The sequence below is a fragment of the Pseudomonas ovata genome (assembly GCF_003131185.1).
Classification (GTDB): domain Bacteria; phylum Pseudomonadota; class Gammaproteobacteria; order Pseudomonadales; family Pseudomonadaceae; genus Aquipseudomonas; species Aquipseudomonas ovata.
In genome coordinates, this window is the sequence record NZ_QFFU01000026.1 from 59,728 (window position 1) to 72,567 (window position 12,840).

Sequence of the window (12,840 nt, forward strand, 5' to 3'; positions counted from 1 at the left end):
TTTTTTCAGGGGTTGGCAGGCAGGTGTTCAGTGGTGCCGTGGGCAATGCATTCGCCCTTGCGCCACAAGCCCCATTGGCCGGGCTCGTAGCGGTTCCAGGTTTCGTTTTCGGTCAGCGCTTCGGTGGCGATCACCGTGACCACGTCATGGGCGGTGGTTTCGGCCTGGAAGTCGACGATCATGTCGACATCCTTGAGCCGCGCCGGACCAAAGGGCGCCCGACGGGTGATGTGCACCAACTTGGTGGAGCAGAAACAGAACAGCCAGTCGCCATCGCTGAGCAGGCCATTGAACACGCCCTTGCCGCGGTACTCGCTGCACGCCTGCACCAGGTAGGGCAACAGTTGCTCGATCTCGACCGGCTCCGGGAAGGCCTCGCGCACCCGGTTGAGCAGGTCACAGAAAGCCGCCTCGCTGTCGGTATCACCCACAGGCCGATAGAAACTGCGCAAGGGCGTGAAGTCCGCCAACTGGCCGTTGTGGGCAAAGCACCAGTTGCGGCCCCACAGCTCGCGTACGAACGGGTGAGTGTTGGACAGGCAGACCTTGCCGACATTGGCCTGGCGAATATGGCCGATTACCACTTCGCTCTTGATCGGGTAGCGCTGCACCAGGTGCGCCACCTCCGATTCGCAACTGGCCGCCGGATCCTGGAACAGGCGCAGGCCGCGCCCTTCGTAGAAGGCAATGCCCCAGCCATCGCGGTGCGGGCCGGTGCGGCCACCGCGCTGCATCAGGCCGGTAAAGCTGAAAACGATGTCAGTCGGGACATTGGCACTCATTCCCAGGAGTTCACACATGCTCAGGTTCTCGCTTCAATACATTGCCGGCGCTTTCGGGCGCGTCCTACAAAGCGAAAAGTTACAGGCGTGGCTCGACCCGTGTGCGACCGGTGCCGGGCACCATGGCCGGCGCCGGGCGACGGGCATAACGATCGTCGGCGGTAAAGGGCTGCTCGTCCTGGTCTTCTTCGGCCGCCTCTTTCGCTGCCGCCTCCTGGCGAGCCTGTTGTTGCGCCTGACGCGCCTTGCGCTTGTTTTCGATCGGCCAGCGCACCAGCACGAACACCGCGTAGGCGATGAACGCGCACAGGGCGTACATGCCCAGGTCGAGCAAGGCGGTCCACACAGTGCTGCCAACCTTGAACAGCAGGTCCAGCGCAGTAATGGCCAGGGCCGGGGCGTAGACATCCTTGGCCGGATCGACGATGGTCGGGGTGAACAACAGCACCGCGATCAGCACCCGCAGTGGCTCCTTGAGGTAGCGCCACATCCAGCCGGTCATCACAAAGCTCACCCACAGGCAGCCCAGTGCGGCAACGGCGTACAGGCTCCAGGCGATCAGATAGTCGTGTTCAGTCATGTCGTGCGTGGTAAGCCGGCCAAAGAGGCGCTTATCATAACGGCTTTTCACTGACCCGGCGCGCCTGGCTGATGTATGAATGCCAGTAATGCCTGCCTGTTCGCGGTCAGTCATCCACGTTTCGATCTTCGAGAGAGCCCGCATGCCTTTATCTTCTGCCCCCATCAGCGCCCCGATTGCCCGCCAGGGCGATGGCGCCGATCCCTATGCCTGGCTGCAGGCACGCGACGAAGCCGAGGTGCTCGACTACCTGAAAGCCGAAAATGCCTGGCAGGAACAGCAACTGGCCGATCAGGCAGGCCTGCGCGAGACCCTGTTCCAGGAAATCAAGGCACGCATTCTGGAAACCGACCTGTCGCTGCCCTCGCCGTGGGGGCCGTACCTGTATTACACGCGGACCACTGCTGGCGACGAATACCCGCGCCACTACCGCTGCCCGCGTCCGGTCGACGGCTCGCATGAGGCTGACGAAGCCCGGGAACAGTTACTGCTGGACCCCAACGAACTGGCCGACGGCGGTTTTCTGTCGCTGGGTGCGTTCAGCATCAGCCCTGATCATCAACGCCTGGCCTACAGCCTCGATACCTCGGGCGAGGAAGTCTACCGGTTGTTCGTCAAGGACCTGGACAGCGGCCAGATCCACAGCCTGCCGTTCGAGGACTGTGATGGCAGCATGACCTGGGCCAACGACAGTCAGACGTTGTTCTTCGCTGAGCTGGACGACACCCACAGGCCGTACAAGCTGTACCGCCATCGCCTGGGTGAAGAGGCCGCGCACGAGGTGTTCTGCGAGCCGGACGGACGGTTCTTCCTCAGTTGCCTGCGCAGCAGTTCCGAACACCAGTTGATCCTGCAACTGGGCAGCAAGACCACCGGTGAAGTCTGGGTGCTGGATGCCGAACAGCCGCAACAGCCGTTTACCTGCCTGGCCCCACGTGTCGAAGGCCACGAGTACGATGTCGATCATGGCCTGCTCGAAGGCGTCTGGACCTGGTTTATCCGCAGCAACCAGGACGGCATCAACTTTGCGCTGTACCACGCGCCGCAGACCGATCACAGCGTCCCGACCCGTGCTGACTGGCAACCCCTGGTGGCACACAGCGACACGGTGATGCTCGACGGCGTGACCTTCAATGCCCGGGCCATCACCCTGAGCCTGCGCGAAGGCGGCCTGCCGGTCATCGAAGTGCGGCCGCAGGGTTTGCCGGCCTATCGGGTGCAATTGCCTGACGCGGCCTACAGCCTGTATGTGCAGGACAGCCTGGAATTCGACAGCGACCGCATCCGCCTGCGTTATCAGTCGCTGAACCGCCCCGCACAAGTGCGCCAGTTGCTGCTCGACAGCGGCGAACAGCGCGTGCTCAAGCAGACCCCCGTGCTGGGCGAGTTCGATGCCGATGCCTATGTCAGCCAGCGCCTGTGGGCCACCGCTGCCGATGGCACGCAAGTGCCGATCAGCCTGGTCATGCGCCGGGACCGGCAGGGCCAGCCTGCGCCGCTGTACCTGTACGGCTACGGCGCCTACGGTGCCAGCCTCGACCCGTGGTTCTCGCATGCCCGCCTGAGCCTGCTCGATCGGGGCGTGGCCTTTGCCATCGCCCATGTGCGCGGCGGCGGCGAACTGGGCGAGGCCTGGTATCGCGCCGGCAAGCAGGAACACAAGCACAATACGTTCGACGACTTCATCGCCTGCGCCGAACACCTGATCGCCCAGGGCGTTACCCGGGCCGAACAACTGGTCATCAGTGGCGGCAGTGCCGGCGGGTTGTTGATCGGCGCGGTGCTCAACCAGCGTCCCGAGCTGTTCAAGGCGGCGATTGCCGAGGTGCCGTTTGTCGATGTGCTCAACACCATGCTCGACCCGGACCTGCCCCTGACCGTCACCGAGTACGATGAGTGGGGCAACCCGCAGGAACCCGAGGTGCATGCGCGCATCAAGGGCTACGCCCCGTATGAAAACGTGCGCGCCCAGGCCTATCCGGCTACGCTGGTGATCGCCGGCTACAACGACAGCCGCGTACAGTACTGGGAAGCGGCCAAGTGGGTCGCCAAATTGCGTACACACAAGACCGACGATAACCTGCTGCTGCTCAAGACCGAACTGGATGCCGGGCACGGCGGCATGAGCGGGCGTTATCAGGGCTTGCGCGATGTCGCGCTGGAATACGGGTTTGTGTTCAAGGTGCTGGGCCTGGCCTTGTAAACCGGGCGCTCGCCGTTGACACTGCGACAGCGAGCGCCATCAAACCGAACAAGATCAACCACAACAGACCGAACCATGCCTGCACACGCCCCTAACCTGAACAAGGCCATTCGCGACATGCTGCTCGACTGCGGCCTGTTCAATACCATGCTGCCGGCCGACCTGCTGAGCATCGCCGGCTTTTTCAGCATCACCGAATTCGAGCAGGACCAGGTCATTTTCAACGAAGGCGATGCCGGCACCTTCATGTGCATCGTCCATCAGGGCAGTGTCATCGTGCGCAAGCTCAATCCTGACGGCCAGCCGGTGAACATCGCCACCTTGCGCCGCGGTCGGGCGCTGGGCGAGATGGCCGTACTGGACGGCGAACGCCGTTCGGCCAGTTGCATTGCCGCCAGCCATTGCCAGTTGCTGACCCTGGGCCGCGACTCGCTGGACAAGATGATCGAGGAGGCGCCGAAGATGGCCGCCAGGATCATCCGTGCCCTGGCCATTTCACTGTCCAAGCGCTTGCGCATGGTCGATGGTCAATTGCTTGCGCAGCAGATGTGAAATCCACTGTCAGGCATTAGACTGACCGCACATTAGTACCCGGATACAACAGGTCAAACCATGAGCACGCCTACCAATACTTCCAAGCTGGACCGCATCCTGGCCGACGCCCAACGTGATCGCGAGATGGGCTATCGCGACAAGGCCCTGCGCATGTACCCGCACGTCTGTGGCCGCTGCGCCCGTGAGTTCGCCGGCAAGCGCCTGAGCGAACTGACCGTTCACCATCGTGACCACAACCACGACAACAACCCGCAGGACGGCTCGAACTGGGAGTTGTTGTGCCTGTATTGCCACGACAACGAGCACTCGCGCTACACCGACCAGCAGTATTTCGGCGAAGGCTCGCTGAGCACGCCCAAGATCGCCAAGGCCACGCATAACCCGTTCGCGGCGCTGGCGGGGTTGATGAAGAAAGACGACTGAGGCCGGGCTGGATTTAGCGGCAATGCTGTGAGGCACAGATAGCCTTTGAGGGAGGTTCCGGCCCTCTTCGGGCCGGCTTACTTTGTCTTGGCAAAGTAAGCAAACCGTTTGCTCCTGGTTCCGGCCCCTTCGGGGTCCCCTCCCTCCGGCATTGCTCCGGGGGTCGCCGCTTATGGGCCGTCCCTGGCCCAAGCGGCTAACGGGCCGTCCGGGCCCTTTTCCCCCCTGCGCAACGCCTCCACTCGGCCTGCACAAGTCGCGTTCTGCGTCGCCTGCACCCTCGCGCATGAAAAGCAGAGCAAAAGCGTTTGCTTTTGCGTGCTCTTGATCTTGATCTTTTACACAAATAGTCCAGACGACACAGATCGCGACTTGGGCGCAGGCCGAGTGGAGGTGTCGCGGAATCGGGGAGCGAGGCATGGATGCCGAGCCAGCGCCGCTGGGCCAGGGACGGCCCATCGGCGCGGCCCGATGGAGTGGCGCAGCAAGGAGGGAACCCCGCAGGGGCCCAGCCAGGAGCCAGCGGTTTGGTTACTTTGCCAAGACAAAGTAACCCGGCCCGGAGAGGGTCGGAACCCATCTCCCGGAAAACACCCGGCCTCACCCTCACCCTCACCCTCACCCTCACCCTCACCAACCTGACGCAAATGTAATCACCCGCCACCCCGCCGTATGGCATCTTCACGCCAGATCACTCGAAACGGGACCCCGGCGCGATGCACGGCAAAACTTCAAGACGCACCTTCGTTCAAGGCCTGGCCGCCAGCGGCCTGCTGGGCAGCCTGGGCCTGTGGCCCACGCCTCTGCGCGCCAGCAGCGACACCGGCCAGCCCGTTGAACTGAGCGGCCGCGAGTTCGAGCTGTTCATCGGCCAGACCCCGGTGAACATCACAGGCCAGCCACGCACCGCCCTGACCATCAACAACGGCCTGCCCGGCCCCCTGCTGCGCTGGCGCGAAGGCGATACCGTCACCCTGCGGGTGCGCAACCGCCTCGACGAACCCACCTCCATTCACTGGCACGGCATTGTGCTGCCGGCCAACATGGACGGCGTGCCGGGCCTGAGTTTCGACGGCATCGCCCCCGATGGCCTGTACGAATACCGCTTCAAGGTCCGCCAGAACGGCACCTACTGGTATCACAGCCATTCCGGGCTACAGGAACAGGCCGGCGTCTACGGGCCGCTGATCATTGATGCCAAAGAGCCCGAGCCGTTCGAGTACCAGCGCGAACATGTGATCATGCTCACCGACTGGACCGATGAACAACCGGCCACCCTGCTGAAAAAGCTCAAGCAGCAGGGCGACTATTACAACCGCAACAAGCGCACCGTGGGTGACTTCATCGACGACGTCGGCCGTGAGGGCTGGCAAAAGACCATGGCTGATCGGCGCATGTGGGCCGAAATGCGCATGAACCCCACCGACATCGCCGACGTGGGCGGCGCCACCTACACCTACCTGATGAACGGCCAGGCCCCGGACCGTAACTGGACCGGCCTGTTCAAACCGGGCGAGCGGCTGCGCCTGCGGCTGATCAACGGCTCGGCCATGACTTATTTCGATGTGCGCATCCCGGGCCTGAAGATGACCGTGGTTGCCGCCGACGGACTGCATGTCGAGCCGGTCACGGTCGACGAACTGCGCATCGCCGTGGCGGAAACCTACGACGTGATCGTCGAGCCACGCGAGCCGGTCTACACCCTGTTCGCCCAGGCCATGGACCGCAGCGGCTTTGCCCGTGGCACCCTGAGCAGCCGGCCAGGCCTGAGCGCGCCGGTGCCGGCCCTGGACCCACGGCCACAACTGACCATGAGCGACATGGGCATGGACCATGAGGGCATGGAACAGGGCGATATGGCCGGTATGGACCATGGCAATATGGCAGGCATGGATCATGGCGCGTCCCCCCAGGCACAGGCACAAACCCATCCCGTCAGCGAACAAAACAACCCGCTGGTGGACATGCAGGCCACCGACCCCACCGCCCGCCTGGACGACCCCGGCATCGGCCTGCGCAACAATGGCCGGCGGGTGCTGACCTATGCCGACCTGCGCAGCACCTTCGCCGACCCCGATGGCCGCACGCCGAGCCGTACGATCGAGCTGCACCTGACCGGGCACATGGAGAAATTCGCCTGGTCGTTCAACGGGGTGAAGTTTTCCGACGCCGAGCCGCTGCACCTGACGTACGGCGAGCGGATCAGGATCGTGCTGGTCAACGACACCATGATGACCCACCCCATTCACTTGCATGGCCTGTGGAGCGACCTGGAAGACGAAAACGGGCAGTTCCAGGTGCGCAAGCACACCCTCGACATGCCACCCGGCTCCAGACGCAGTTATCGGGTGACCGCCGATGCCTTGGGCCGCTGGGCCTATCACTGCCACCTGCTGTACCACATGGAAACGGGCATGTTCCGTGAAGTGCGGGTCAGCGAATGAGCGCCGCTGCCATGACCACGACCTACACCCTGCCCCGTTCCTTCGTCTGGCTGCTGGGCGCCGGCCTGCTGCTGAGCGGCGCACAGAGCCTGGCGGCCGGCATGGACCACAGCGCTCATGCCATGGGCGGCCATGACATGAGCACGCATGCCGGGCACGCCATGCCCGCCGCATCGCCTGCGCCGCCCTCGCCCGTACCCGCGCTGACCGATGCCGACCGCGCCGCCGTATACGCGCATCCTGCCGGCCATCAGGTGCATGACAACGCGCTCAACCACCAGATCGTGATCGACCAGCTCGAATGGCAGCATGCCAGTGAAGGCAAGGCCCTGGCCTGGAACATCAATGGCTGGATCGGCGGTGACATTGATCGCCTGTGGCTGCGCTCCGAAGGCGAGCGCAGCCAGGGACGCACCGAACACGCCGAGGTGCAGGCGCTGTGGGGCCATGCGATTTCGCCGTGGTGGGATGTGCTCGGCGGGGTGCGCCAGGACTTCAAGCCCGGCGCCCCGCAGACCTGGGCGGCCCTGGGCGTGCAAGGCATGCCGCTGTCCGGCCTGGAAACCGAGGCCACGGTGTTCATCGGCGAGGCCGGACAAAGCGCCCTGCGCCTGGAAAGCGAATACGACCTGCTGCTGACCAACCGACTGATCCTGCAACCCAGGGCCGAGCTGAACCTGTACGGCAAGGATGACCCGCAACGCGACATCGGCTCGGGCCTTGCCGACAGCGAACTGGGGCTGCGCCTGCGTTATGAGGTGCGTCGCGAGTTTGCGCCCTATGTCGGCGTGAGCTGGAACAAGCGCTATGGCCAGAGCGCCGGCGACGGCGACGAGGACGCCAGCCAGACCCGCCTGGTGCTGGGCGTGCGCCTGTGGTTTTGAACGGACCAACTGTCAGCCCTTGAGGTTGCTGAATAGGCGGGCTTTCACTGCTGGAGCGACCAACGGTCGCGAATGCCGTGTGTCAGGCACCCACGATGCTGGAGGTGCCGGCCCTTTCGCGACCGTTGGTCGCTCCTACAAAGGCCGTGTCGTGACCTGGATCGGGTCCTGCCCGAAACCCCGGCAGCAGCGCTCGTGAAGACTGACGTATACTGAGCGGCTTTTATTCAGAGCACGCCACCGTGGCCAACAAACGCTACGCCTGTATCGGTCTGTACAACCCCAAATCGCCGGAGAACGTCGGCTCGGTCATGCGCGCCGCCGGCTGTTATGGCGTGGCGTCGGTGTTCTACACCGGCAAGCGCTTCGAGCGCGCCCGGGACTTTGTCACCGACACCAAGAAGATTCATCAGGACATCCCGCTGATCGGCATCGATGACCTCAGGAAGATCCTGCCGCTGGGCTGCATCCCGGTGGCCGTCGAACTGGTCGAAGGCGCCCGTGCCCTGCCCGAGTACACCCATCCGGATCGTGCCCTGTACATCTTCGGCCCGGAAGACGGCTCCCTCGACCAGGAGATCCGCGACTGGTGCGAAGACGTGGTGTACATCCCCACCGAGGGCTGCATGAACCTGGCCGCCACGGTCAACGTGGTGCTCTACGATCGCCTGGCCAAGGGTAACAACACCCGCTCAGGCCCCGGCTTCGGGCGCGACAAGAACGCACCTTCCGGCAGTCAGTAAGCAACATGCATGGAACAGTTCATCTGGCCGGCAGTCAGTTGTGATTCAACCCCGTCACGATCCTGGAGAGCACCATGAGCGATACCCCGATCATTGAACGCATCGACCGCACCCTGCCACCGCAACGCCCTGAGCAGAACGTCCAGGGCTGGGAGCGCATCACTTCGGTGGCCGGCGGCGTGGCACTGCTGGGCAAAGGCCTGCGCCGTGGCGGCCTGTTTGGTCTGGTGCAACTGGCAATCGGCGGTGCGGTACTGGCACGCGGTATCACCGGTCACTGCTCGGCCAAGAGCCTGCTGGAAAAAGGCCGCAGCGACCTGAACGGTGCCCGCAGCGACATCGAGCGCGCCGGCGCGCAATTGCATCAGTTGAAGGAAAAGGCCGAGAAGGAAGTGCCCAAGATCATCGAGTCGGTGACCGAGCCCAAGCCGCAGGTGTGATTCAGCCCGCCCTGAAGATCAGGTAATCCTCCCAGTCATCCTCGGGCACACTGCCCTCGCTGAGCATGCGCCCGGACTGGGAGATACGCTGGCGGTGCACCGCCTGGCGGTCACCGCACACCAGGTGATGCCACGACGGCAGGTCCTTGCCCTCGCTGACCAATCGATAACCGCACGTAGGCGGCAACCATTTGAACTCCTCGGCCTGCCCCGGCGTGAGCTGGATGCAGTCGGGCACTGCTGCCCGGCGGTTGGGATAGTCTGAACACTGGCAAGTATCCAGGTCCAGCAGCTTGCAGGCGATGCGCGTGTAATAGACGCTGTTGTCGTCTTCGTCTTCGAGCTTTTGCAGGCAGCACAGGCCGCACCCGTCGCACAGCGACTCCCATTCCTGCGAACTCAGTTGCTCGAGGGTCTTGCTGATCCAGAAAGGCGAGGCGGTGGCGGTCATGATGGGCAAAAAACTGTCGAAGGCCAGAAGGCCGCCAGTCTAGTGCCATGACCGCCGCGGGCCAAGCGCTGACGACTGCCGGTCACGCGTCCTGTCAACAAGCCGGGCTTGTCAACGAGAAAGCGAAACAGTAGTTTTGACAGGCTTTGTTACATGTCTTGCGTTACACCGCTGCAGCCCGCTGTCGATGCCTGCCGACCACGGCCCATCCTGCCCTTTCCTTCCCTTTTGCTACGACAGGACCGCCATGAGCACCAATCCTCGTGTTACCGACTTTGCCATTGACCCTCAGTTCATCGAACGCTGGTCGCCACGCGCCTTTGCCGAAGACACCATTGCCGAAGAAACCCTGCTGAGCTTTATCGAAGCGGCGCGCTGGGCGCCGTCGGCCTATAACTCACAACCGTGGCGCTTTCTGTATGCGCGTCGTGGCACCCCGAACTGGGAACGCTACCTGGGCCTGCTCAACGAGTTCAACCGCAGCTGGGCGCAGCACGCCTCGGCCCTGGTGGTGATCATCTCCAAAACCACCTTCACCGCGCCGGGCGCCAGCGAAGAAACTCCGGCGTTGTGGCACACCTTCGACACCGGCTCCGCCTGGGGCCTGCTGGCGCTGCAAGCCAGCCTCAGCGGCTGGCACACCCACGGCATGGCCGGCTTCGATCAGGAGCTGACCCGTCAGGAACTGAAAATCCCGGCCGAGTACGCCATTCACACCGTGATTGCGGTGGGCAAACTGGGCGACAAGGCATCGCTGCCGGAGTACCTGCAAGGCCGCGAAGTGCCAAGCCCGCGCCTTCCAGTGGCCGAGTTGGCCACTGAAGGTGACTTCAGCCTGTAACCGTCAATAGCCGCGCGCGAAGTCCACTTCACCGCGCAGCGGCTTGCCGGCCTGGAAGGCACGCAGGTTCTCGACGAACAGCCCGGTCATGGCCGGTGGTGAGGTGGGGGCCGAACTGTGTCCGGTGAGCAGCAAGCCGTAGGCTGTCCAGAAAGGATGGCGACGCGGCAGCGGCTCCTGGCGGCAGACGTCGATCACCGCGCCCGCCAGATGACCTTCCTTGAGCGCCTCGACCAGATCGGCATCGACCACCGCCACGCCGCGCCCGACGTTGATGAACAACGCCGTGGGCTTGAAACGGGCAAAGAGCGCGGCATCGAACAGGTCATGGGTCTGTGCGGTGTTGGGCAGCAGGTTGATGACGTAGTCCATGTCACCGATCACCTCGGCCATCTGCGCCAGGGCAACGACCTGGGCAAACGGGGCCTGGCTGCGCGCGGTCGACGCCACACCATGCACCTCAATGCCAAACGGCAGCAGGAACCGCGCCACGCACTGGCCGATATCGCCAGCACCGACGATCAGCGCCTTGCGCCCGGACAGGCTTTGCCCGGGACGATTGTCCCATTTGCGCTCGACCTGGCTCATCAGCCGGGCCAGCACTTCGCGCTCGTGCCCCAGCATGTAGGTCAGCACGTATTCAGCCATCACCTGACCGAAGATACCCACCGCGCGCGTCAGCCGGTAATCCCTGGTCAAGCGCTCGCTCAACAACGGCGTGATGCCGGCCCAGGTCGATTGCATCCATTGCGGTGTGTGGCCCTGGCGCAGCAGGCTGGCCAGCAGATCGGGCTGTCCCAGCCAGACTGGCGCATCGCAGGCCATGCCGGCCAGCTCGGCCGAATCGCCGCTGCTCAGGACCTCGATATCGGGTGCAGCCTGGCGCAGCAACCGGGTGTAGAGGGCGTAATCATGTTCAGCAATCAGAACGCGCATGCAGGACAACCTTGAAAATTCAGACAGGCAAACACCGACGCAAGCGATGGATGACGCCATAGCGCCATCCACCGGCCTGGTTACATCGGATCGTTGCGGCGCAGCAGTTCTTCAGGCAAGTGCTCGATGTATTCCTCTTCAGGCGGTGGCAACTGCAAGTGATAGCCTTGAGTCTCGAGGTTTTCAAGCACCTTGGTGATGTCTTCCCGGGCCAGGGTGCGCTCCGGACTCAGCACCAGGTCGAACGCATGCTGCGGCTTGCCGAACAGCGTCAGCAACGCTTCGGGCACGCGAGTCAGCACATCGCTCTTGAGCACATAGAGGTACATCTGGTTTTTCTTGGGGCTGCGATAGATGGAGCAGATACGTTTCAAGGCTGTTCTCCGGTAGTGGCCAGGCTGTCGAGCAGCGCCTGGCCCATCCGCTCGCGGCGCCATCCACGCAGCGACTCGGGCAATTGGTAAGGCCCTTGAGGGAAGCCGCTCTTGAGCAGCAGTTCGAGGGTTTTCTTGCGCAGCATCAGTTCCGGCGCCATGTCCAGGCGCTCGGCATACTGCTGACCAATGGCACGCAGCGACTTGAGTACAGCGGCGGCCTCGATCGGCAACGGGTCAGGCAGGGCGGCGGGCCACTGCTCGACCGGCACACGGGCGGCCTCCTGGATCAGCTCCAGCAGGAACTCGCCGTCCTGGCGCACGGTACGCGGGTGCATGTCTTCGATACGCGCCAGGGCCGCGAGGTTATCCGGCTGGGTCTTGGCCAGGGGCCATAACGAATGTTCGCGCAGGATACGGTTGCGTGGCTGATTGCGGATGCGCGCCTGCTGCTCGCGCCAGGCACACAGCTCGCGCAGCACGGCCAGTTGCTGGCGCGACAGTTTCCAGGCCAGCTTGGCGTCGCGGTAGACCTCATAAGGGTCGGTTTCGCGACGCAGGTTGGCCACCAGCTCCGCACCGTCTTCCAGCACCCAGGTGTATTTTTCCTGTGACAGGCGCGGGCGCAGCAGGGTGAACAGTTCGGCCAGGTGCACCGCATCTTCGGCGGCGTAGCTGATCTGGGTGTCGGACAGCGGGCGTTGCAACCAGTCGGAACGGGTTTCGCCCTTGGGCAGTTCGATGCCCAGCACCTCCTGCACCAGGCGCGAATAGCCCATGGAAAAACCGATATTCAGGTAAGCCGCAGCCAATTGCGTGTCGAACAGCGGCAACGGCAGGCTGCCTGTCAGGCGCAACAGCACTTCGAGGTCTTCGCTGCAGGCATGCAGCACCTTGATGACGTCGGGGTTTTCAAGCAGCGCCGCCAGCGGGCGCCAGTCGTCGATCGACAGCGGGTCGATCAGCCAGGCAATGTTGCCTGCGCTGATCTGCAGCAATCCGGCGATCGGGTAAAAGGTGTCGACCCGCATGAATTCGGTGTCGAGCGCGATGAATGGCAGCGTCTGCCATTGCGTGCAGTGGCGGGCGAGGCTGTCGTCGTCGCGAATCCAGTGAATATCGATGGCCACACGGCTCTCCCCTTGGATAGTGGCGCGCAGTATATATCGCCACGGGAGGGATCG

General features: G+C 63.6%; 14 protein-coding genes. 8 read left to right on the plus strand and 6 right to left on the minus strand.

The window, feature by feature from the left end:
- Nucleotides 1–5: 5 nt before the first annotated feature.
- Nucleotides 6–800 carry a class II glutamine amidotransferase gene (locus DGA31_RS25020; RefSeq protein ID WP_056835149.1) on the minus strand — a complete coding sequence of 265 codons (795 nt, stop codon included), beginning with the start codon at nt 798–800 and terminating at the stop codon, nt 6–8.
- A gap of 61 nt (nt 801–861) precedes the next feature.
- Entirely contained in the window at nt 862–1,362 is a 501-nt protein-coding gene (locus DGA31_RS25025; protein WP_056835364.1) for a hypothetical protein, read from the minus strand.
- Between the two features lie 142 nt (nt 1,363–1,504).
- Here DGA31_RS25025 and DGA31_RS25030 point away from each other — a divergent pair, with 142 nt between their 5' ends.
- From DGA31_RS25030 to DGA31_RS25060, 7 genes are all read left to right on the plus strand, one after another.
- Nucleotides 1,505–3,565 carry a S9 family peptidase gene (locus DGA31_RS25030; RefSeq protein WP_109514328.1) on the plus strand — a complete coding sequence of 687 codons (2,061 nt, stop codon included), beginning with the start codon at nt 1,505–1,507 and terminating at the stop codon, nt 3,563–3,565.
- Between the two features lie 75 nt (nt 3,566–3,640).
- Entirely contained in the window at nt 3,641–4,117 is a 477-nt protein-coding gene (locus DGA31_RS25035; RefSeq protein WP_056835145.1) for a cyclic nucleotide-binding domain-containing protein, read from the plus strand.
- Between the two features lie 60 nt (nt 4,118–4,177).
- Nucleotides 4,178–4,543, plus strand: coding sequence for a YajD family HNH nuclease (locus tag DGA31_RS25040; RefSeq protein WP_056835143.1), 366 nt, complete (start codon nt 4,178–4,180; stop codon nt 4,541–4,543).
- Nucleotides 4,544–5,259: 716 nt separating this feature from the next.
- Nucleotides 5,260–6,987, plus strand: a complete 1,728-nt coding sequence (locus DGA31_RS25045; protein ID WP_109514329.1) for a copper resistance system multicopper oxidase — start codon at nt 5,260–5,262, stop codon at nt 6,985–6,987.
- Nucleotides 6,988–6,998: 11 nt separating this feature from the next.
- Complete coding sequence (locus DGA31_RS25050) at nt 6,999–7,871, plus strand: copper resistance protein B (protein WP_109514351.1); 873 nt, start codon at nt 6,999–7,001, stop codon at nt 7,869–7,871.
- 242 nt (nt 7,872–8,113) lie between these two features.
- Entirely contained in the window at nt 8,114–8,614 is a 501-nt protein-coding gene (locus DGA31_RS25055; RefSeq protein WP_056835139.1) for an RNA methyltransferase, read from the plus strand.
- Between the two features lie 74 nt (nt 8,615–8,688).
- Nucleotides 8,689–9,054: a YgaP family membrane protein gene (locus tag DGA31_RS25060; protein ID WP_056835138.1), complete on the plus strand. Its 366-nt coding sequence runs from the start codon at nt 8,689–8,691 to the stop codon at nt 9,052–9,054.
- 1 nt (nt 9,055) lies between these two features.
- Here the strand turns inward: DGA31_RS25060 and DGA31_RS25065 are convergent, their stop codons facing one another.
- A complete protein-coding gene (locus DGA31_RS25065; RefSeq protein ID WP_056835136.1) occupies nt 9,056–9,505 on the minus strand; it encodes a YcgN family cysteine cluster protein in 450 nt (149 codons plus the stop codon).
- A 247-nt stretch (nt 9,506–9,752) separates the two neighbouring features.
- On the opposite strand from DGA31_RS25065, the gene DGA31_RS25070 reads away from it, so the two are divergent.
- A complete protein-coding gene (locus DGA31_RS25070) occupies nt 9,753–10,346 on the plus strand; it encodes a nitroreductase family protein (RefSeq protein ID WP_056835134.1) in 594 nt (197 codons plus the stop codon).
- Nucleotides 10,347–10,349: 3 nt separating this feature from the next.
- Here DGA31_RS25070 and DGA31_RS25075 read toward each other — a convergent pair whose 3' ends face one another.
- The 3 genes from DGA31_RS25075 to rnd all read right to left on the minus strand — a co-directional run bounded on the left by DGA31_RS25075 (nt 10,350) and on the right by rnd (nt 12,786).
- Nucleotides 10,350–11,282 carry a D-2-hydroxyacid dehydrogenase gene (locus DGA31_RS25075; RefSeq protein WP_056835132.1) on the minus strand — a complete coding sequence of 311 codons (933 nt, stop codon included), beginning with the start codon at nt 11,280–11,282 and terminating at the stop codon, nt 10,350–10,352.
- An 80-nt stretch (nt 11,283–11,362) separates the two neighbouring features.
- Nucleotides 11,363–11,656, minus strand: coding sequence for a YcgL domain-containing protein (locus DGA31_RS25080; RefSeq protein ID WP_056835130.1), 294 nt, complete (start codon nt 11,654–11,656; stop codon nt 11,363–11,365).
- Nucleotides 11,653–12,786, minus strand: a complete 1,134-nt coding sequence (gene rnd / locus DGA31_RS25085) for a ribonuclease D (protein ID WP_109514330.1) — start codon at nt 12,784–12,786, stop codon at nt 11,653–11,655. The genes DGA31_RS25080 and rnd overlap by 4 nt, the downstream gene beginning before the upstream one ends.
- Nucleotides 12,787–12,840: the final 54 nt, after the last annotated feature.